Here is a 20336-nt window from a genome sequence, read left to right on the forward strand (position 1 = left end):
ACGCTTAAAACCGCCGGCCAAAGCGCTGGCGGTATTCCATTGGGGTCAGGCCGGTTTTCTTGCGAAATAAACGCCGGAATGAGCTCGGATCTTCATAGCCCACCATTTGCATAATCTGGTCAATCGGCTGCTCGGTTTCTTCCAGCCGTTTTTGCGCAGCTTCAATACGAATAGCCTGCACATACTGATTCGGCGCCACATCTAACACTGCTTTAAAACGGCGAATGAGCGTGCGCGGGCTGATATTAAAGCGCGCCGCCACATCTTCCATATTCAAGTTTTCACTAAAATGCTGCTCCAGCCAATGCTGGATTTCTTTTACCAAACCATCCTGATGTGGCTTGCTCATACGCATCAAGGAATAGGACAACTGGTTGTCACGGCGAAAATCCAGCACAAAGGATTTGGCCGTCTGAATGGCAATTTCAAAGCCATAAAAGCGTTCAATTAAATGCAGGCCCAAATCGAACCAGGCCAACCCGCCACCGGCACAATAGACATGATCGGACTGGGTAATCAGGCGATCCGCCTGTAAATGGACTTCTGGATAGCGCTGCTGGAACAGATCTTTAAAACCCCAATGCGTGGTGGCGCTGCGGCCCTTTAAAATTCCGGCTTCTGCCAGAAAAAAATTCCCGGTACAGTTTCCGGCAATCAGGCATTGGGCTTGATCGGCCTGTTGCAGAACATTCATGAGCAACTGATTTTTTTCCAGAATCTGCTCGATGGAACCGGCCAAAGTCGGAATCACCAGCAAATCGGCCTGCTGGATTTCACTATAGGCCAGATGCGCCTCAATGCGTAAACCATTACTGCATTGCACCGTTTTTCCCTGTGGCGAGGCAATCTGCACCTGAAACAAACGCTGGATGTCCTGTTTCTGAATCCGGTTCCAGCTAATGCCGGCCAGACTGAATAAATCGGCCACACCGGTTATGGCCGAAGCCAGTGCACCATCATAGGCCAGAATAAAAACCCGCTTCATGCTTTCTTCCCAAATGTCGTTTTTAGCTCCTTGAGTGTCATTATTGACAATTTATCTGCCAATACAAGTCTTGTTAAGCTAAGAGCAATCAATAAAAACAGGTAACGGCATCCCATGACCGCACTCATCAATCAAAAAGATCTGGATTTTTTACTCTATCAGGTATTTTCAGCCGAACAGCTGACCCAGCTGGAACGTTATCAGGAACATGACAAAGCCACCTTCGACAGTATTTTAGATACGGCGCGCGGCATTGCAGCAGACTATTTTGCCCCGCACAATGCCAAAGGCGATGCGCAAGAACCGCATTTTGATGGTACACAGGTACATACCATTGCCGAAGTGAAACAGGCCTGGCAACAGTTTGCCCAGGCCGGTCTGTTATGTGCCCAGCATGATTATGATCAGGGCGGTATGCAGCTTCCCACACTGATTAATATGGCTGCCAATGCCTATTTTATGTCGGCCAATCCTGCCACCGTGGCTTATTCATTTTTAACCGCCGCCGCAGCGAATCTGATTCAGGCCTTCGGTACCGAGCAGCAGAAACAGACCTTTGTCCCGTCGATGTTCAATGGCCGCTTTTCCGGCACCATGGCCATGACCGAGCCGAATGTCGGTTCCTCTCTGGGTGATCTGACCACCAAAGCCATTCCACAAGCTGATGGCAGCTACAAAATTAAAGGCCAGAAAATGTTTATTTCTGGGGGTGATCAGGACATTACTGAAAATATTGTGCATCTGGTGCTGGCGCGGATTCAGGATGCGCCACAAGGTATCAAAGGCATTTCCCTGTTTATTGTGCCGAAATTCCTGACCAATGAAGATGGCACGCTGGGTGAACGCAATGATGTCAAACTGGCTGGCCTGTTACATAAAATGGGCTATCGCGGGACAACATCGACTGTGCTGAATTTTGGTGAAAATAACCAATGCTTAGGCTATTTGATTGGTGAAGCTGGTCAGGGCCTGAAATATATGTTCAAAATGATGAACGAGGCGCGTGTCGGTGTTGGGCTGGGCGCCGCAATGATTGGTTATCGCGGTTATTTGGAATCGCTGGAATATGCCAGAAACCGTCCGCAAGGCCGACTGGCCAGTGAAAAAAATAGCGACAGCAAACCGGTCAATATTATTGAACATAGCGATGTGAAACGGATGTTGTTAGCGCAAAAGGCCTATGTAGAAGGAGCTTTGGCATTGTGCCTGTTTGCCGCGCGACTGATTGATGAACATCAGGCGGGTGGCTCGGAAGATAGCGCCATTCTGCTCGACCTGATCACGCCTGTGGTCAAATCCTTCCCGTCTGCCTATGGTCCGAAAGCCAATGATCTAGCAATTCAGGTACTTGGCGGTGCCGGCTATACCCGTGATTATCCGGTAGAACAGTATTATCGGGATAATCGCTTAAATCCGATTCATGAAGGCACTTTTGGTATTCAGTCACTGGATTTACTCGGGCGTAAATTATGGCAGCACAATGGCAAAGGCTTAAATCTGCTGATGCAACGCATCAACACCACGCTGGAACAGATTCAGCATCCGGCCATTCTGGATCTGTCTAGCAAATTCTGCAAACATCTGGCTACGGTACAAAGCACCACACAAAAACTGGGACAGGCGCTTATGCAAGGTCAAACCAATGAGGCTTTGGCCAATTCTGCCCTGTATTTAGATATGATGGCTAAAGTGATTATTTCCTGGTTATGGCTGGATATGGCCAACAAGGCGCAACAGCAGTTTGGCCAGTCTGAGTTGGCAGAAGATCAGCAATTTTTAGCAGGCAAGTTGCAAGCGGCGCGCTATTTCATTCGCTGGGAATTACCGGAAATTGAACATCAGGCCAAATTACTCAGTGAATTTGATGATACTTGCCTGTCGATGCACAGCGACTGGTTTTAAAACCGGATAATGGAAAGCAGGTTTTAAATATCTACCTCCTAAAGAAAATCCCCATGTAGTTTATTACAGGGGGATTTTTTATATACTTCTAGAATGCAGATGCCGTTTAGAATTGTGCATTCAAGACATTGGCCGCCACTTTACCCTGCCACAATTCACGTAGGGTCGGTAAATAGAATTTTTCACCCAGCTCGACCAGTTCTGCATCAATTTGCGCATGAACTTCATGTATAAACAGATAGTCCAGCTCTACCGTCGCCAATTGGCTTTGTGATTTTTTATAGTCCTGACGTTTTTGCTGTGCTTGCTTCACCAAACGGTCTGCAAAAGCGCGATCTTTATATTTCGCAATAGCATTTAAACGCAGCTCAATCAGGCCCCAACCACTGAGCAGCAATTTAAACAGTTCCAGATCTGCCGTGGTTGATTCCCAGGTCATGTCTTCCAGGTTTTCATTTTCAGGCAGCACCGGCAGCAGCAGCTCCATCACACTTGGGAAAATTTTCTTAAAATTTAAAATAAATTTAACAGGATGCTCACCCGGATAATCGGTAAATTGCACCTTTTTCTGAACATCCGTTAAATAGATATCAAGCATTGAAAATTTTCCTAGATAGATTGCTGTTTTACAAAGCTTTATTTCTTAGCTTGTAAAACTGTAATAAAAAACGAATCGCATTTTAGCAATTATGACATCTTATTCAATGTTATTTAAGCCATGCGTCTACATGAGGACGGCTTTAGCTCTAAAATTCTTCAATCTGAAAAGATGGCTTTAAACGGTTCGACGGCTTGTAATTCTTTTTAAGAACATTGATTCAAGGTTAATGGATGGTTCTTTTCTTTATTGGGTTCTTGAGTTTGAATCTTATATTAATCAACATCTAGTTAGTAGTTCAATAAGCACGAACGCTCCAAATTAAAATGACACGCTGTTTTGCCTTCAATGCACTCTCCTCTATTATGCTGAGATATCTCATACTTAAAGAATAACGATGCTTTTTCTTATTGCGATCCTATTTTTAGTTTTTATTCTCTATTACTACAGGCTTGATCAGGCCAGCGCGACGAGCAGCGAGTTTGTGTTCTACCTTTGCCTTTCCTTAATCATCCTCTGCATCGTGAACGCTTGGCGTGTGTTGACTTAAGTAGCAAGTAAGTATTAAAAAAACCTTCTCATCTCCCAGCGATCACAACACTGCGTATAGCGTGACCCTCTAGTTATACCTATATTTTTTCCTTTCACAAGCGGTTCATAGTACAGGTATATCATCACGGGATTAAAAAAATTAATGTGAGATGTATCGTGAAATACGGAATTTTAATTGTTCTACTGTTAAGCTGTGTAGTCAGCAGTGGCCTGAGTTTCTGGGTTGGATTCAAGGCAGATGATTCATTATTATTGATCATTGGCGGACTGCTTGTTTTTGCATCAATCTTGATTGCCCTTGAAATTAAAAAAGTCAAAAAAGATCCGTTCTAAGCCAAGCCGGTAATTTTTCTATACTCTATGGATGCGGGTATAGCGCCTATTCACGCTCTTTTAGACAATCCTTACAGCGCCGAATTTCTTCATCATTACCCGTGTATTCGACTTCAGTTGCGCCATGAAAGCTAAACAGACAAAGAAGGAACTGGATCATAATATTCTACTCTTAATAATCTGCCTCCTGTTCTGGAGGACGGCGTTGGGAGAAAATCAGAAGTTAGCCCTGATACAAATTTTATATAAATAGAAATTTTACAAGTTGTCATAATATGACATTCATAAAAATTAACATTCATTTAAATTATCTCATTTCGATAATCTAAATAAAAAATTACCCACTAAACCCAAAAGTTCTGAATAACGACTTTGTGGATGCTTTCATCGAAATCCAGATTAGACAGACTTAAGTTTTTGTTCTTAATATTGATATAACAATAACTTGCTGCAAGTCCTACACCAATCAAAGCTAATAGTTTCATTGCTCACCTCACCTATTGGAAGATCAGGATTTAAACTATCATTCAAATTTGTAGCTTTCACATTCAATTTTGATCATTTTTTGTACAGATTGTAATTTCCGGAGCAATGTATAAAGCCATAAAAAAGCCCACCAGTGGGTTGAGCTTTTTAGGTCTTGACCAAGAGAAAGAAGCAATAGGGATGAGCGCTGTTAATACTCTTGATCTAAACCATTGCTACACGTTTCATTCTCTTCTTCATCGAGCAGGTAGTCGATTTCAGTCACCTCATGCAGGCCAAATAAAGTGAATAGAAGATGGAGCATAATTTTCTCCTCAAAAAAAATGCCTCCCTAGAGGAGGAGGCAGTAAAAAAAGAAAGAAACTACAGCGATAGATTCTGCTGGAAATTATATATAAATTTATAATTTATATATTTGCATAATATTACATATTTTATGCCAAAAATTAGCCAACCCAAGCCGTTTTAAATGAATTATTAATAGAAAATTATTATAATTTTAAGAGGCTTTGTTGCATAAATATGTAAGCATCTGATTTAAATAAATTTAATTTTGGATCAAAAAATAATCAAAACTTTTAAAATCATATAGTTATGAAATCTTTGTGCAACAAAGCCATTTCAAAATATTGATGATGAAACAGAAACCTTAAAGAAACTTAAATCTATTATTCCCAAGTTGAAGCAAATCAATCTTGAAAAAGAACGTTATCGGCTTTTAATGAATTCGTACCTTAGAATTGGATATATTGAGAAAGCCTATACATTAACAGAAGAAATTTTGGCTCAAAACAAACAACCTAACATAAAAAACTTTCAATGTATGTTAATGGAAACACTAAATAAGCCTTCTTCTTTAATTAAAGATTGCTACTCAGCTGCTGCATCTCTTTATCAACATGAATTAAATAAATTAGATTCATCTGCCCCGAACTACACACAAATATTATGGGGATTTAACGTAAATATATTTCATGCAGGGCATATTGAATACCGATACCAGCTTAAAAAAATTGTGGATCATCAAAAAAATGAAACAGATCAACAATTTTATAAAACCTTATTTGATTTAGAGACCAATGCCGACCTGCGTCAAGAATTATTATATTCAATTGCTTCTCGCATATAATTCAATAGCTCGCTTCTCCTCAATATTCAGATTAAGCATCTTCAAGAGGCCTAACCTGAATATCTAATGTCTCCATCTCAATACATCAAGCAGTCCACCTACCAATGTATTCAAGGAAAATATTCACATCATCCCACCCTTAAAGATGCATGGTCACACCCAGCTGAAAAGCGCGGCCCGATAACGGCGCAATATATTTCAGGGGCGAATTATGTGGACGTGCCTCTTCATCCAGCAGGTTTGATCCATTCATAAACAGGTCAAAACTGGCATTTTTTAAAGTTACTTTTTTACGAATATCCAGATCCATCAGGTTATATGCCGGCAGTGGCACTTCCTCTGACACATTTTTCCCCAAATATCGCGGTTGATCATAATAAATACTTGCCAGACGCGCTGACCAATCGGCGCGTGTCCATTCAATGTGGGCACCATAACGATTGGTCGGCATATTCGGCAAATACATGCCATCATTACTTAAACGCAAACTTTCCGGATTAGTGGCCTTATTTTTAACCAGATCGGCAAAACCACCGACCTGTACCTCACCAAAATGGTCTAAATCAAAAGTGTAGTTCATATCCACCTCAAAACCATTCACTTTAGTATCGGTTTGCTTCCAGTACTTCAGCGGTAAACGGTTTCTCATGGATGAACCGGAATGCGACAAATAAAAATAATCTTCAAAATCCATTTGATATAAAGCTACAGCGATATTCGCAGCATCCCAGTTCACATGCGTGATTAATTCCAGCCCCTGCATTTTTTCTTTGTTCAATGCCTGATTGCCTTCCTCCTGCGTCATAACCGAATAATGCGGATTGCTGGCATACAGTTCATTAATTTCAGGAGCCCGTTCTGACTTGGAATATTGCAGTCTAAAGTCCAGATAATTGGTCGCTTTAAAATTCGAACCGACATAAAAACTATTTAGAGCAAAAGATTTATTTTGTAGGGTGCTATTGGCCGCATTACGCGCCAGTTTAAAACTCTGATCCTGAATCTCATGCTGAACGTTCTCATGGCGATAACCGGCATCCACAGAAAAATGCTCCCAATCCAATTTTTCCTGGATAAATACCGCCTGAGTCGTGGTTTTGACATTAGGAAGATAGCGCTGTGTTCCTGAACCGTTAACATCACGCACATTCAAAGCAGTGCCAATTTCGCCACTCAAATTTTTATAGGGCATCTGCTTTAGTACCAGTTCGGCAGCATGGCTATTAAATTGATATTCATTGGCTTTGCTTGCACCAATATATTCACCCGAGCGATTGGATAATTTTGATGCCTGAATTTGGAGATGATCAAGCAAAGGCAGTGGGTCTTTGAATAACGCATCAACCGCAAAACGGTTCTGTTTAATCTGCACCGTAACCGGCAAACTATCTTCATAAGCACTCTGGAAAGATTTATTCTCCATTGAGAAACCCGGCACACCATAATCACTGGTTTTATAATCGGCACTAATTCCGATATAGCCATTGTCTAAAAAGTAAGTACTCCCGATTACCATATTTTCATTTCTGGCATAGCTATTGCCCAGTTTTTTCTGATAATTGGGCGTAACATCCTGATTGGTTTGGCTTTCTACATATTTTGGTGTATTGGGCACATAATCCGGGTTGGGATCATTGACAAATTCCCGGTAGGCACCATTCACATAGCGGGTTAAAACCGCTTGATCCGTATATTTGGCCGACTCCAAGCCATCATAATAATCATAAAAATGCTGAGGATTCTGCGCGATATCTTCTAAAACATGCTTATTTAAATATTGATGATGTGCCTTATTAAAGATCTGTTCAATTCTGGCATCGCGCTGGCAGGCGCTTGCCAAAGCAGAATCAATCCCGCCTCGCTCCGAGAAAATCGCTGTATCACAGACGGCTGCTTTGCTCTTTCCGGGAATTTTATAAGATGAAATCTGTTGGGTCGAAAACTGGATATTGGTGCTCAGATTTTCCTGATTATTGACATTAATGCGAATACCATGCCCACTAAAATCGTTAAAGCCCTTTTTATACACCACATCGACATTGGCGCTTTTCTCTTCCAGCATTTTTGAAATGATGCCCGAATCTATATCCACATAACCACCAATCGCCTGTCCGCCATAACGTACAGTATTGGTCCCTTTATGTACGGTCACGCTTTTAGTAAATAGTGGATCAAATGGAATATTAATATCACCGCTGATAGCATTCATTCCATTGATCGCCTGACCATTCTCCAGAATCCCGACCCGATGACCACTCAAACTGCGTATCACTGGTGCCCCCGAATTGGGACCGAATGCGCTACTTTGCACGCCAGACATATGTTTAACAGCATCGCCCAAGGTATTGGCTGTTTCAATGCGTTCTTTAGGCGCAATGTTCAGGTTCTTGTCAGTATCATCCCCCTGAAAAATAAGTGGTTCCAGAATTGTAATCGGCTCTTCAGCCTGTGCCTGTTGCATCGCCAATAAAATTAAAGTCATGAGTGTGCTGTATTTCATGCGAGCCCCCTTTTAAAAAGTGTTATGTTATAACATAACTTTATGTCTATTTAAAAAATTATTCTGGTTTTTCTGGCAGATCGAGAAAATGCAGCAACTCAATTGAGAGGAAGAAAAATGGGGGAATTGAAATATTTTGAATTCTTAGATTCTTAAAAAAAGAAAAAACCATCTAACACGAAGTTAAATGGTTTTTAGAATCAGCTCAACAGCCAAAGCTCATTAGAGCTTTTTCCAGGTCATGGCACTGGTTGTATTGCTCTGTTGCGCTTTACCAAATACTTTCATCTGGTCTTTGCCATCATTCAATTGCGCTTCAATGGTATAGGTCCGGCCATCCTGGGTATTCAGCCATTGACCTTGCTTAAACTGCTTATGGTTGCCGGTCATGCCTTTCAGCACTTCCATACCAAAAATCGGCTGGTTCTTTAAAGCCCCTTCACATTTGCCACAAACGTCCGGATTCACCGCTCCCGCTGTCGGATAATTTTTGCTCACCACGGCGCTATACTGCTGTGTTTTGGAGTTTTTACGAATCACAATTTCCGACACATAATACCCGGTTCGATCATCAATCACTTTCCATGTCCCGATTAAAGGATCAAACGGCATTGCCACTACAGTTTTGGTTAAACCCGCCAATAGAGCCGCAGCCCCCAACAATCTAAAATTCATAAGCAAAAAGAGTTTCAAAAGAGTCAATAAAGAAATGAGATACGCTTCCCAGCGGCCTGCATTATATTCATTTTCCTAAATTAAATCATAATAATTTCATAAATTTTAAATATCTATGTGGTATTTAGATCCAATTTTTGCTAGATACTTCACATTTCTTTTCCAGAATTTTAGCAATTCTTTTTATTGTCACATTCAGGGCTTATGATGCAGTCAAGGTCATTAAAAACGAGAAGATGGCCTGTAATAACTAAGTAGCGCAAACTAACCCAGCATATAGCAATCCATATGTTGGGTTTTCTTTTATAGGTACTTTGCACTTTCATGCACAGGTTCTGATGGAAAAATAGTTGTGATGAAGCAAAATTTTTTAGCCCACCGGGATGGCTGCTCATATTCCATCCCGGTAGATGCAACACTTATTTCGCATTCGGTGAAACCATATTTTCTGGTCGTACCACGTCATCAAACTGTTCAGCAGTGACCAGATTCAGCTCCACCGCCACCTGTTTTAAGGTTTTCCCTTCTTTATAGGCCGTTTTCGCGACTTTGGCGGCATTTTCATAACCAATTACCGGATTCAGTGCCGTCACCAACATCAACGAGTTATGCAGGAAATGATCAATCTTGTCACGGTTCGGCTCAATTCCGACAGCGCAGTGATCGTTAAAGCTGTTGCAGGCATCTCCCAATAACTGAATCGACTGTAACAGGTTATAGGCAATCACTGGCATAAATACGTTTAGCTCGAAATTCCCTGAAGCCCCAGCCACATTAATTGTCGTATCATTACCCAGCACTTGCGCCACCACCATGGTCATGGCTTCACTCTGGGTCGGATTGACCTTGCCCGGCATAATGCTTGAACCCGGTTCATTTTCCGGAATGCAGATTTCACCAAAACCACAGCGCGGCCCACTGGCCAGCCAGCGTATGTCATTGGCAATTTTATTTAAGCTCACAGCCAGAGTTTTTAAGGCACCGGAAGCAAATACCGCAGCATCACGTCCAGCCAAAGCTTCAAACTTGTTCGGCGCAGTAACGAAAGCCAAACCGGTCAGGCTGGCCAGTTGCTGTGCGGCTTTTTCCGCATAGTCCGGATGGGCATTTAAACCGGTTCCTACGGCGGTGCCACCCAACGGCAGTTCATATAAACCGTCCAGGGCCTGATGCAAACGTTTCAAACCATGATCGAGCTGCGAGACATAGCCACTAAATTCCTGCCCTAACGTTAAAGGTGTTGCATCCTGTAAATGGGTACGGCCAATTTTCACAATATCGGCAAAGGCGTCGCTTTTGGCCTGCAAGGTATCTCTTAAACGGGTCACTGCCGGAATTAAGAGTTCATTGATCTGTAAACTGGCAGCGACATGAATCGCGGTTGGAAAAGAATCGTTGGTTGATTGTGCGCGGTTCACATGGTCATTCGGATGAACCGGCTTTTGCGCGCCCAGCGGATTGCCGAGTTTCTGGTTAGCAATATTGGCAATCACTTCATTACAGTTCATATTACTTTGCGTGCCCGAACCGGTCTGCCACACCACCAGCGGAAACTGGCTATCCCATTTACCTTCAATCACTTCTTCAGCTGCATCAACAATATAGTGCGACAGCTCTTGAGGAATCTGGTTCAGTTCTGCATTGGTCATGGCCGCGGCTTTTTTCACTAAGCCCATGGCGCGAATCATGGGACGAGGTAAACGTTCCTGCCCGATTTTAAAATTCTGTAAGCTGCGCTGAGTCTGTGCACCCCACATGGCCTCACTCGGGACTTCAACTTCGCCCATGGTGTCGTGTTCGATACGTGTTTGCATACTCAACCTCTATCTATTCTTGCTGTTCTCAATGCTGTTATAACGCTGCCCTGAGGCAGCGGCTATGGCGAATATAGTCATCTTAGGTCAGGCGGATAAAATTGTAAATGATAATTATTATCATATTTAGATATATCATTGCCCGCGTAAGGTATGCTGATAAAAGCGCCATTCATCTTCTAGCATCTGCTGAATCGAGCGTTTCGGTTGCCAGCCTAGTACCTCTTTGGCTTTACTAATATCGGCCGCGACCTGATCCAGTTCAGCATAGGGATATACATCAGCATCGACCGTTTTAATTTCGGTACCGGTGACACTCGAAATTTCATTTAACAGTTGCTGGATCGAAATCGCCTCGCCGGCAATATTAAAGGCTTCACAAACATGCTGTTGCTGAAATAGCCATTGCAGGGTTAAAAACACCACTTCACAACAATCCAGTACATGCAGGAAACTACGTTCAACAGTCTTGTCTTCAGTTTGGGCCTGCTTGCGCAGCTCGATAAATTCGCGTTGCCGCGCCCCGACCTGCATCGCCAGGGGTACAATATTTTTTGGCAGTGGCGGTACCATTTCACCCAGTACCCCATGTTCAAAGGCACCGGCAATATTACCCAAACGCAATAAGGCAATTTTCCATTCATTGTCAGTTTTAAAGGTATCCTGAATAATTTCCTCAGCCATCTGCTGAGATTTGATATACGGATTCGGATAGGCATACTGAAATGGCAGATCTTCTTTCAGTTGCAGGCTGGATTGACCATACACGGTTAAGCTGGATAAATGCGCCAGCACACGTACCCCGGTACGCTGCATGGCACGCAGCAAACTCATGATACAGCTGACATTATCATTATAATATTCAAGCGGTTTCAGGACCGATTCTTCCAGCGATTTAAAGCTGGCCGTATGCACCACTGCATCAACCGAATACTGTTCAAAGACTTTATTTAAGGCCGGGGTGTTACGAATATCAATTTTGGCAAAAGGCACATACATGCCCGAAATATATTCAAGTCGTTCTAAGGTTTGTAAATTGGCATTGGATAAATTGTCGACAATAATGACTTCTTGCCCTTGAGCCATCAGACTTAATGCAATATGCGAGCCTATAAAGCCTAAACCACCAGTCACTAAAATCATTGTATACTACCTTTTTCTTATGAAGTCTGAATGCCCCCTGTGTTGCGGGAACATTTCATTAGTGAATTTTGATGAGTACCTTATTACTAATTACCTCCGCGCCGACCTCGATTCATGCCTGGCATGCGTTGGGTCTGGCTCAAGCCTTGCAGAGCAAGAATGAAGATTTCCGGGTGTTCTTCTATCAGGACGCTGTTATGGTCGCTAACGATTTACAATGGCTACCCGATGATCAGCGACAGTTAAAATCGGAATGGCAAAAACTGTCGATTCGTTTGCCGGTTTGTGTCAGTGCGGCACTGTTACGCGGGATTACCGATCAGGACAATGCCAAACGTCATCAACTTCATCAACACAATTTAGCCGCGGGCTTTGAATTGGTTGGTCTGGGCGAACTTGCCGATGCAGTGCAATCTGCAGATCGCCTTCTTCAATTCTAAGTGGTTCTATTTGAGAATTTGTTGCATTTAAAAGGTAAATTGTGTGAAAACTGTACTCGTCATTTTAAGCCAGGCCAATTTAAGCAGCCAGCAGGTACATGAAAGCCTGTCTGCGACTATGGTACTGGCCACTTTTGGCTGTGAAGTCAAAGTGTTATTACAGGATGCTGCCCTAAGTCTGCTCAAAAGCGATTTGGCTTTTGACCAGCTCAAACACGCCTTCAAGCTGGCCTCGAATATGGTCGAAAGTTTTGAGTTTTATGATTTAAGCCCGATTCTGGTAGAACACCAGCATCAACATTCAGCTTATGTCAGCCAGTCGCAGCAGGAAATCGAGTTTATTGAACTGAATGCGGACTTTATCCAGCGTTTTGACCACGTGCTGTACTGGTAAGCCGGAAGGAATCTGTTATGTCACAAAATACTTTATATTTGCTGCAATCTGGCTTCCATACCACCCCGGCCATGCTGGACAAAGTTTCACGTCTGTATAGTGAAGGCGATGCAGTGGTGCTGATGGGTGATGCAGTATTGGCCATTGAACATCCATTTTTCCAGCAATGCAGCACCCTGTTTGCACTGGAGCATGATCTTGAGCTGCTGGCCCAGCCACTGCCTGCCCATCTGCACAGTTTAAACTATGCTACCTTTGCCGAGCTGTGTCTGGCTTATAGCCGTTGTATCTCTTTAAAATAAACAAGCTTTGAGTGTGTTATGAATCTTGAACTGGACCAAGATGGTCATTTGGTCGATTACACCATCTGGAATGAAACTGTAGCGCAAGAGCTGGCCAAAAGCCTGGAGCTGGAACTGGAAGATTGGCATTTTGAAATTTTGCAGGCTGTGCGCCAGTTTTATCAGCAGTTTGGTCATTCTCCGGCGACTCGCCCGTTAATCAAGTTTCTGATGAAAACGGTCAGCCCTGAGATTAATAATGCCCTCTTGCAAGAGCGTTTTAACACCGGACTGGTGGCGCGGCATTTAAGCCGTCTGGCCGGTATTCCCAAACCGGCGAATTGCCTGTAATTGGAGGAAGATTCATCTGTTCAGAGGTTTAGCGCTATAGATGAATCTGATTTCACACGATAATCCTTTAATTCTTACTTTAGAAATGAATCTCATCAGGATGCGTTTCAATAATTCTTAACCAGGCCCGGGTGGCCGGACTCATGGCGACTGTCGTATTCCAGGCCATTCGTAAGGTCCAATTCAGCTCAGGCTGGCACAAACGGCTGATCTGATAACGCTCGGCAGGCAACTGCTCACAATAAACCTGAGGCAACAGCGCAATCCCCACGCCGGAATCCACCATTTTGGCAATAAAATCCCACTGGCTGCTTTTACAGACAATCTTCGGTTCAAAACCCAGCTGTTGTGCGGCCTGCAAAATCATCTGGTTTAAAGTAAAGCTGTCGGCAAACAGTAAAAAAGACTCATCTTTCAGTTCCAGCAACGATACCGTTTCACGTCCCTGCCATGCAGAATTCCGGGCAGATAACAAACACAGTGGCGAATCCATAATTGGAATTCCGCCCAATACCGGTTTTAAATGGCCGAGTACAATCCCGACATCAATCTGTTTATCCAGAATAGCAGCTTCAATCCCGCTGGCGCCTACCTCTAAAAAGCTCAGTTCAATAGCCGGATACTGCTGATGAAACTTGGCAATTAACCGGCTTAATAGCACCGAACCCAAGGGCGGCAAACCCAGCGTCAATTTACCACGTTCTAGCGCATGAACTTCCGCCACCGAATCATAAATCGCCTGCTCCAGTTGCAGCATTTGTAGCGCATGCTGATAAATCTGCTCGCCCAGGTAAGTCAATTGCACTTCACGTTTACGCCCAGCTTCACCTTTATGAAACAGCGCAGTGCCCAACTCATCTTCCAGCCCCCGAATGGCCTTGCTAATTGTGGGCTGGGTCAGGCACAAAGCATCTGCAGTCCGGGTAAAACTTTGCAATTGCACCAGCTTGACCAGTATTTTCAGGCTTTTTAAATCCACCATCATTCCCAATAGGCATAATTATTTTTTCATTATTCATAATCATCTTGGTAGGTCAAATCTAAAATACAGTCGTGTTTAACCTTTAGGGTAATTCAGCGATGTGGTCTCTTTCCCGTGTTGCCGTCCTCAGCATACAAATTGCGCTGCTAATCCTGATCTGGTGGCTCGGTGCGCTGATCCAACAGATATTCCAGCTGCCGGTTTCAGCGGGTGTGATTGGCCTGATCCTGTTACTGCTGGCGCTGTTAAGTGGCATATTTCAACTGCAATGGATCAAGCAAGGCGCCGATTTTATGCTGGCCGAGCTGATGCTGCTGTTTATTCCCTGTGTGGTCGGCATTATCAATGATCTCGACTTACTGCTGAGCCAAGGCTGGCAACTGCTACTCTCGATTACGCTCGGCACCTGTGCGGTAATGGTCGCCACAGCCTATAGCGTGTGCTGGGGTTTTAAACTGGAACAGCGGCTCAGGAAAAATACCAACAACACCGCATATGTGTCAGGAGATTAAGATGAACCTGATCGCAAGCCTGTGCTTCATCTTCACCCTGCTGGGCTATATCGCAGCCAAACAGCTGTATCGTCGTTATCCGGTGCTGCTGTTTTTACCCTCCATTCTAGTTCCGGCTGGATTAATCTGCATGCTGCTCTATTTCGGGATTTCCTATGACAGCTATATGCAGTACAGTCACTGGATTGTCTGGATGCTCGGGCCAGCCACGGTGGCTTTTGCCATTCCGATTTATGAATATCGCGCGCTGATTCAACGCCATCTGCTGGCCATCAGCATGGGTATTGTGATCGGTATGTGTGTCGGCATTATCAGTGCTTTTTATCTGGCGCAGCTGTTTCAGCTGAATCAGGAAACCACATATAGCCTGATGGCGCGCTCTATCTCTACACCCTTTGCGATGGAGTTAAGTACACAGGTGGGCGGCTCGGTTGAACTGGTAATCCTGTTCACCATGATGACCGGCTTTGCCGGCGGTTTTATGGCAGATGCCGTCTTACTCGCACTCAAACTGAATTCACATTTTGCTCAAGGTGCAGCCTTAGGTAATGCCGCGCATGGTTTTGGTACTTCTAAAGCCTTTATGCGCCATCGTGAAGAAGGTGTGGCCGCCTGCTTAAGTATGGTACTGGCTGGCATATTTATGGTGATTTTTGGACCTGCCCTGATTCATGGCGTGGTCCGGTTTTTATAACTGAATCCGCTGCTAAAATAAAATCAGTGCAGATTAAGACTCATCCACCACATCGGCAAACTGGGCATTTAACACCCGGGCCAGATCATCCGGCTTTAAACCAATGTCCAGTCCACGTTTGCCACCGCTGACATAGATTTTTGCCAGACTTTGCGCGCTCTGGTCAATCACAGTTTTTAAACGTTTCTTCTGCCCAATCGGGCTAATTCCGCCAACCAGATAACCGGTTAAACGTTCAGCATCTTTAGGCTCTGCCATATGCAGTTTTTTACAGCCCACCGCGGTAGCAACTTTCTTTAAATTTAACTGCACATGCACCGGTAAAATCGCCACATAATACTGTTTATCATCAGTTACCAATAAGGTTTTAAATACTTCGGCCAGGGCTAAACCCAGCTTTTCCGCTGCTTCCAGCCCAAAACTTTTGGCGTTCGGATCATGCTCATATTCATGAATGCTATAGTCAATTTTATTGGATTTTAAAATTTTACAGGCCGGTGTCATTTTAGTTGCCCAGTGATAAACCTCCTCGCAGTATAAAAGCTTCTGCTGCAGAAGTTAATCACTATATAGCTTAGGCTATTGAGTGGCAGCATGATATTTCCGCTTTTCCACATCATCCAGCATGCTCTCGGTTTCCTGCAAGACATTGGCCAAACGCTGGGTATGCGCAATCAAACGGTCCAGCCAGCGCTGTGCGGCCAGCAATTCCAGACTGCGTGCCGCACTCAGATGCTGCACCGTGGCATATTCAATCACTTTTTCACGCGCTTCGGCACGCTGCTCTTCCACCCATTGTTTCAGGTTTAACAACTCACGATTTAAAGATGCCACTTCGGTCAGACGGTTAAACTCATCGACATACTGAAAGTGATTGTCCAGCACATGAATATAATCCAGCCCCATCTGATAAATAGTCGGCTGGGTGCGGATATGCTCGGCATGTTCCACCGCTTCCAGATCGCTGCGCAGCACACGTAAATACACCATCAGGCGCAGCATCGCCATTAAACGCTGCTGATCCAGCTCATTTTCACTAACCGATAAATCTTCCAGATACTGCTGCACCCGTTTTAAGATTTCATCCAGTTGCTGTAATTCGCTATTGGAGGGCAAACGACCTTCCTGAATCGCGCGTTTCAGCAAAATCAGGATATGCCCAATCGACCAATAAATCACTTTAGAAGCGGCATTAATCGCTAAAGCCGGCACCGAAAAACTGGCCTGATCCAGATAACATAAAATTGAAGGGGTGCGGTCTGGAATTAAACCCACAATCAACTGTTCAAACTGTTTTAAAAAGGGCAATAAAAATAAGGTTCCCAGCACACTAAAGGCGGTATGAAACGCAGCGACAATAATCACATCATCCCAAGTGCCGACCTGTGAATGTTCCGCCAGCCACAAAAAAGCCGGTTTCAACAAGATAAAAGCCAACACGGCCGAAATTACGTTAAACACCACATGCACGGCTGCGGTGCGTTTGGCATTGGCAGTCGAGCCCATGGCCGCCAGAATCGCAGTGGCCACTGTACCAATATTTTGTCCAATCACCAGGCCTAAGGCTTGGGACAAATCAATCGCTCCACTGGCCAAAGCCGCCAAGGTTGCAGTAATGGCTGCACTGGAAGATTGCAGCAGCACGGTCATCACCAGCCCGACCAGCACTAAAATCAGCTGTGTGGTAAAAGAATTATTGGAGAAAACCGATAAATCAACCCGCTCGGCAAAACCGGACATTGCCACCTGCAGCAAGTCAATCCCAAAGAAAATCAGGCCGAAACCAGCAATGGTTAAACCGAATAAAGACAGTCGCCCACGGCTGAATAATTTAAAGATGGCCCCTAAACCAATGAGTGGCAAGGCAATATGGGCAATGGAAAATTTAACCCCGAGAAAAGCCACCATCCAGCCGGTGCTGGTGGTGCCAATATTGGCGCCAATAATCACACCAATGGCCTGACTAAAAGTCAGAATACCGGCACTAACGAAGCCAATGGTGGCCAATGTGGTTGCCGTTGAGGATTGCACAGCCAAAGTCAGACAGATGCCAGAAAAAATAGCTTTAATCGGTGAACCGGTAAATTTAGACAGCCATAAACGCAATGACTCTCCAGCCATCTCTTTCAGACTGTCTGTCATTAAGGTCATTCCAATCAGGAACAAACCGATCCCGCCACACAACTGTGCAATCACTTCTAACATGCAACTACCCAATAAATATTTTTATTTTCAAGCATCTAAGTATATAAGAGATTATGCAATGAAAGCCGCTTTATACCCTAAAAGTTGCATAGTGACATCAACATGAACAGCACAATAAATAGAAACATGATCTTCCAATGCACTCTAAAGATATTTCAAACAAGGAGTATCGGAGCCAAAACTTAACAAAACAGCGGCGGTTCCAGGCCGCCGTTGGCTTGACGGATATCGCCCAGCTCACTAACATCCTTAAACATATTCGCGAGCACTGGCTAATCTGGTGCAGCATCACTGCTTTTTTCTGATTTTAAAATGAAACTGACCATCCCATTATTATTGAAAACCTCTTTTATTGGCCTCAGTGCTCTTAGCCTGATTGCCTGCTCACCTTTAGGAGGCGGCTCCGTTGCCAAACGTTCCGCTAAACTTTCAGTCGGTATCCAAAAAGCCTATTCGGTTGCACCTGACACCGCTAACCGTGTTGCGCCGATGATTGTGCAACATGCAGAACGTTATGAAATTGATCCACTGTTACTGGCCGCGCTGATTCGCCAGGAATCCAGCTATCGCAGTCATGTGGTATCACCGGCTGGTGCGGTGGGCTTAACCCAAGTCATTCCGCGTTATTGGCAGCAAAGCTGTGGCAGTAATTTATTTGATGAATCTTCCAATATTCAATGTGGTTCTTACATTTTAAATCGCTATAACACGAAAGCCGGCAGCTGGCCCAAAGCCCTAGCCTATTATAATGTTGGCCCTACCGGTTATCATTCCAGCTGGAAGATGAAACGCCAAGGCAAACGTTATGCCAAACAGGTTAAACAGCACCAAAATGATTTAAAAGGCGCACTATAAACCTTTTTATCCTGCGATTTTTTAAAAGCTCCTGATGGGGCTTTTTTTTACATCATTGCCAAGCAATTACATATTCCCGTCAAAACCAGTACAGTGCCTTGAGCCTCAGTTGTTAACGTAGCAAAAGAATTCATGAAACGAGGATGGGAAAATGCCAAAGAAAGTATTATTCATTACGTCCAATCAGGGTGTGGAGCAAGATGAGCTGATCAAACCCTTTGAATATTTGAAATCTAAAGGCATTGAAGCCATACATGCAGCAGAAGAACAAAAAGAAGTTCAAACGGTCAAGGCTGATAAAGATCCTGGTCTAAGTACCGAACCGGAAACAACGCTAGATAAGGTCAATCCGGAAGATTATGATGCACTGGTCATTCCCGGTGGAACGGTCAATGCCGATACGCTGCGGGTCAACCCCGAAGCGCATAAAATCATCCAGCACTTTACTGATCAGGGTAAACTGATTGCCGCAATCTGTCATGGTCCGTGGGTTTTAATTAATGCCGAACGGATTCGCGATAAAAACCTGACGTCTTATAAAACCATCAAGCTGGATCTGGAAAATGCCGGCGCGAAATGGGTCGATGAAGAAGTCCATCGCTGCAATACCGGTGGATGGGTATTGATCAGCTCACGTAATCCGGATGATATTCCTGCATTTAACCAGGCGATTGTGCAAGAATTGGAAGCTGAAACCTAAAGATTTTTAATCGCCTCCATAAAAGAAACCTCATCTTCGGATGAGGTTTCTTTTATCAGAATCGGGAAATTAAGCAAGCCCTTTGAGCTGCTTTAAATAGGCCACCACTTCCTCATTACCGGCCATTTCAGCAAGTTCCAGCGCTGTATGTGGACTACGATGCTCCATATCCGCCCCTTTGCTCATCAGCAGTTTCACCACGTCCAGATGATCATTTTCTGCCGCCGCCTGCAAGGCACTATAGCCTTCCTCATCACTACCATTGGCATCTGCACCTTGCTGTAAGGCTTGCTGTACCTGCTCTAGCTCACCGAGTGACGCCCAATATACAATTTCAGGAAGATGTAGCTCATCATCATCTTCAGGGATCGGAGAGAATGAATTCAGTTTCATAAAGTGCTCTTAGAATCGTAATTTGATCATATTGATCTTAAGATTTTAGCTGAATCTGGGGATATATATGGATTTAAATTGTTAGCTTTAATTTTTAGATAAAAATTGGGTTCTATGCGCTGGCTGATGAGGCATTTATTTAAATAGAAGCAGGAAGGAACAGCAAAAAATCAAAAGCGACCTTAAACAAGATGAGGAAGCCCAGATAAATTTTACCCATAAAAAAATCCCCCTGCTATTTAAGCTAGGGGGATTTTGAATTAATGAGCTGGCGATGACTTACTCTCACATGGGTAACCCCACACTACCATCAGCGCTAAGAGGTTTCACTTCTGAGTTCGGGAAGGGTCAGGTGGTTCACTCTTGCTATTGTCGCCAGCACAACTGTTATGGACTTGTTCGGGTCTTAGTT

The 20336-nt window shown here is 43.9% G+C and carries 21 protein-coding genes and 1 rRNA gene; 11 read left to right on the forward strand and 11 right to left on the reverse strand.

The annotated features are described in order from the left end of the window. Window positions 1-4 precede the first annotated feature (4 nt). Window positions 5-985, reverse strand: coding sequence for a GlxA family transcriptional regulator (locus F905_RS05540; protein ID WP_005178237.1), 981 nt, complete (start codon window positions 983-985; stop codon window positions 5-7). Window positions 986-1099: 114 nt separating this feature from the next. Here F905_RS05540 and F905_RS05545 point away from each other — a divergent pair, with 114 nt between their 5' ends. Continuing rightward, window positions 1100-2887 (forward strand): acyl-CoA dehydrogenase, encoded by a 1788-nt coding sequence (locus F905_RS05545; RefSeq protein ID WP_005178239.1) that lies wholly within the window; start codon window positions 1100-1102, stop codon window positions 2885-2887. Between the two features lie 106 nt (window positions 2888-2993). On the opposite strand, the gene F905_RS05550 is transcribed toward F905_RS05545, so the two are convergent. Beyond that, window positions 2994-3485 carry a hypothetical protein gene (locus F905_RS05550; protein WP_005178241.1) on the reverse strand — a complete coding sequence of 164 codons (492 nt, stop codon included), beginning with the start codon at window positions 3483-3485 and terminating at the stop codon, window positions 2994-2996. A 708-nt stretch (window positions 3486-4193) separates the two neighbouring features. Here F905_RS05550 and F905_RS15405 point away from each other — a divergent pair. Next, window positions 4194-4370 (forward strand): hypothetical protein, encoded by a 177-nt coding sequence (locus tag F905_RS15405; RefSeq protein WP_155756617.1) that lies wholly within the window; start codon window positions 4194-4196, stop codon window positions 4368-4370. Between the two features lie 1165 nt (window positions 4371-5535). After that, complete coding sequence (locus F905_RS05555) at window positions 5536-5985, forward strand: hypothetical protein (RefSeq protein ID WP_155756618.1); 450 nt, start codon at window positions 5536-5538, stop codon at window positions 5983-5985. A 139-nt stretch (window positions 5986-6124) separates the two neighbouring features. Here the strand turns inward: F905_RS05555 and F905_RS05560 are convergent, their stop codons facing one another. The 4 genes from F905_RS05560 to F905_RS05575 form a co-directional block, all read right to left on the reverse strand. Then, complete coding sequence (locus tag F905_RS05560; protein WP_005178251.1) at window positions 6125-8485, reverse strand: TonB-dependent receptor; 2361 nt, start codon at window positions 8483-8485, stop codon at window positions 6125-6127. A gap of 222 nt (window positions 8486-8707) precedes the next feature. Then, on the reverse strand, window positions 8708-9160 hold the full coding sequence (locus tag F905_RS05565) for a DUF2147 domain-containing protein (RefSeq protein WP_005178253.1): 453 nt from the start codon (window positions 9158-9160) through the stop codon (window positions 8708-8710). 419 nt (window positions 9161-9579) lie between these two features. Then, window positions 9580-10974 (reverse strand): class II fumarate hydratase, encoded by a 1395-nt coding sequence (gene fumC, locus F905_RS05570; RefSeq protein ID WP_005178255.1) that lies wholly within the window; start codon window positions 10972-10974, stop codon window positions 9580-9582. Window positions 10975-11109: 135 nt separating this feature from the next. Further along, window positions 11110-12117, reverse strand: coding sequence for an SDR family NAD(P)-dependent oxidoreductase (locus tag F905_RS05575; RefSeq protein WP_005178257.1), 1008 nt, complete (start codon window positions 12115-12117; stop codon window positions 11110-11112). 71 nt (window positions 12118-12188) lie between these two features. On the opposite strand from F905_RS05575, the gene tusD reads away from it, so the two are divergent. The 4 genes from tusD to F905_RS05595 are packed head-to-tail and all read left to right on the forward strand — an operon-like array spanning window position 12189 to window position 13583. After that, window positions 12189-12557 carry a sulfurtransferase complex subunit TusD gene (tusD, locus tag F905_RS05580; protein WP_005178259.1) on the forward strand — a complete coding sequence of 123 codons (369 nt, stop codon included), beginning with the start codon at window positions 12189-12191 and terminating at the stop codon, window positions 12555-12557. 43 nt (window positions 12558-12600) lie between these two features. Further along, complete coding sequence (locus F905_RS05585) at window positions 12601-12951, forward strand: hypothetical protein (protein ID WP_005178260.1); 351 nt, start codon at window positions 12601-12603, stop codon at window positions 12949-12951. A gap of 17 nt (window positions 12952-12968) precedes the next feature. Next, the gene (locus F905_RS05590; RefSeq protein ID WP_005178262.1) at window positions 12969-13253 is read left to right on the forward strand and encodes a DsrH/TusB family sulfur metabolism protein; all 285 of its coding nucleotides are present in this window, start codon (window positions 12969-12971) and stop codon (window positions 13251-13253) included. Between the two features lie 18 nt (window positions 13254-13271). Further along, the gene (locus F905_RS05595; protein ID WP_005178263.1) at window positions 13272-13583 is read left to right on the forward strand and encodes a TusE/DsrC/DsvC family sulfur relay protein; all 312 of its coding nucleotides are present in this window, start codon (window positions 13272-13274) and stop codon (window positions 13581-13583) included. A 79-nt stretch (window positions 13584-13662) separates the two neighbouring features. Here the strand turns inward: F905_RS05595 and F905_RS05600 are convergent, their stop codons facing one another. Then, the gene (locus F905_RS05600; RefSeq protein ID WP_034597704.1) at window positions 13663-14562 is read right to left on the reverse strand and encodes a LysR family transcriptional regulator; all 900 of its coding nucleotides are present in this window, start codon (window positions 14560-14562) and stop codon (window positions 13663-13665) included. A 101-nt stretch (window positions 14563-14663) separates the two neighbouring features. Between F905_RS05600 and F905_RS05605 the strand changes: the two genes are divergently transcribed. After that, on the forward strand, window positions 14664-15077 hold the full coding sequence (locus tag F905_RS05605) for a CidA/LrgA family protein (protein ID WP_005178267.1): 414 nt from the start codon (window positions 14664-14666) through the stop codon (window positions 15075-15077). A 1-nt stretch (window position 15078) separates the two neighbouring features. Next, window positions 15079-15771, forward strand: coding sequence for an LrgB family protein (locus F905_RS05610; protein WP_005178270.1), 693 nt, complete (start codon window positions 15079-15081; stop codon window positions 15769-15771). 33 nt (window positions 15772-15804) lie between these two features. On the opposite strand, the gene ybaK is transcribed toward F905_RS05610, so the two are convergent. Then, window positions 15805-16275, reverse strand: a complete 471-nt coding sequence (gene ybaK / locus F905_RS05615) for a Cys-tRNA(Pro) deacylase (protein WP_005178272.1) — start codon at window positions 16273-16275, stop codon at window positions 15805-15807. Window positions 16276-16350: 75 nt separating this feature from the next. Then, entirely contained in the window at window positions 16351-17976 is a 1626-nt protein-coding gene (locus tag F905_RS05620; RefSeq protein ID WP_005178274.1) for a Na/Pi cotransporter family protein, read from the reverse strand. A gap of 312 nt (window positions 17977-18288) precedes the next feature. Here F905_RS05620 and F905_RS05625 point away from each other — a divergent pair, with 312 nt between their 5' ends. Both F905_RS05625 and F905_RS05630 read left to right on the forward strand, forming a co-directional pair. Beyond that, complete coding sequence (locus F905_RS05625; protein ID WP_005178276.1) at window positions 18289-18831, forward strand: lytic transglycosylase domain-containing protein; 543 nt, start codon at window positions 18289-18291, stop codon at window positions 18829-18831. Window positions 18832-18982: 151 nt separating this feature from the next. Then, complete coding sequence (locus F905_RS05630; RefSeq protein WP_005178278.1) at window positions 18983-19531, forward strand: type 1 glutamine amidotransferase domain-containing protein; 549 nt, start codon at window positions 18983-18985, stop codon at window positions 19529-19531. Window positions 19532-19600: 69 nt separating this feature from the next. Here F905_RS05630 and F905_RS05635 read toward each other — a convergent pair whose 3' ends face one another. Together F905_RS05635 and rrf are read right to left on the reverse strand one after the other, a co-directional pair. Next, entirely contained in the window at window positions 19601-19924 is a 324-nt protein-coding gene (locus F905_RS05635; protein WP_005178280.1) for an ankyrin repeat domain-containing protein, read from the reverse strand. 266 nt (window positions 19925-20190) lie between these two features. Continuing rightward, a 5S ribosomal RNA gene (gene rrf, locus F905_RS05640) occupies window positions 20191-20304 on the reverse strand. Window positions 20305-20336: the final 32 nt, after the last annotated feature.

The sequence above is a fragment of the Acinetobacter sp. CIP 53.82 genome, from assembly GCF_000369465.1.
GTDB lineage: Bacteria > Pseudomonadota > Gammaproteobacteria > Pseudomonadales > Moraxellaceae > Acinetobacter > Acinetobacter indicus.

Bases quoted from the DNA above. Each gene is read 5' to 3' on its own strand.
- fumC (WP_005178255.1), bottom strand. From the start codon at position 10,974: ATGCAAACACGTATCGAACACGACACCATGGGCGAAGTTGAAGTCCCG.
- F905_RS05550 (WP_005178241.1), bottom strand. From the start codon at position 3,485: ATGCTTGATATCTATTTAACGGATGTTCAGAAAAAGGTGCAATTTACC.
- F905_RS05545 (WP_005178239.1), top strand. From the start codon at position 1,100: ATGACCGCACTCATCAATCAAAAAGATCTGGATTTTTTACTCTATCAG.
- F905_RS05565 (WP_005178253.1), bottom strand. From the start codon at position 9,160: ATGAATTTTAGATTGTTGGGGGCTGCGGCTCTATTGGCGGGTTTAACC.
- F905_RS05595 (WP_005178263.1), top strand. From the start codon at position 13,272: ATGAATCTTGAACTGGACCAAGATGGTCATTTGGTCGATTACACCATC.
- tusD (WP_005178259.1), top strand. From the start codon at position 12,189: ATGAGTACCTTATTACTAATTACCTCCGCGCCGACCTCGATTCATGCC.
- F905_RS05625 (WP_005178276.1), top strand. From the start codon at position 18,289: ATGAAACTGACCATCCCATTATTATTGAAAACCTCTTTTATTGGCCTC.
- ybaK (WP_005178272.1), bottom strand. From the start codon at position 16,275: ATGACACCGGCCTGTAAAATTTTAAAATCCAATAAAATTGACTATAGC.
- F905_RS05540 (WP_005178237.1), bottom strand. From the start codon at position 985: ATGAAGCGGGTTTTTATTCTGGCCTATGATGGTGCACTGGCTTCGGCC.
- F905_RS05590 (WP_005178262.1), top strand. From the start codon at position 12,969: ATGTCACAAAATACTTTATATTTGCTGCAATCTGGCTTCCATACCACC.
- F905_RS05605 (WP_005178267.1), top strand. From the start codon at position 14,664: ATGTGGTCTCTTTCCCGTGTTGCCGTCCTCAGCATACAAATTGCGCTG.
- F905_RS05635 (WP_005178280.1), bottom strand. From the start codon at position 19,924: ATGAAACTGAATTCATTCTCTCCGATCCCTGAAGATGATGATGAGCTA.
- F905_RS05620 (WP_005178274.1), bottom strand. From the start codon at position 17,976: ATGTTAGAAGTGATTGCACAGTTGTGTGGCGGGATCGGTTTGTTCCTG.
- F905_RS05560 (WP_005178251.1), bottom strand. From the start codon at position 8,485: ATGAAATACAGCACACTCATGACTTTAATTTTATTGGCGATGCAACAG.
- F905_RS05575 (WP_005178257.1), bottom strand. From the start codon at position 12,117: ATGATTTTAGTGACTGGTGGTTTAGGCTTTATAGGCTCGCATATTGCA.
- F905_RS05630 (WP_005178278.1), top strand. From the start codon at position 18,983: ATGCCAAAGAAAGTATTATTCATTACGTCCAATCAGGGTGTGGAGCAA.
- F905_RS05610 (WP_005178270.1), top strand. From the start codon at position 15,079: ATGAACCTGATCGCAAGCCTGTGCTTCATCTTCACCCTGCTGGGCTAT.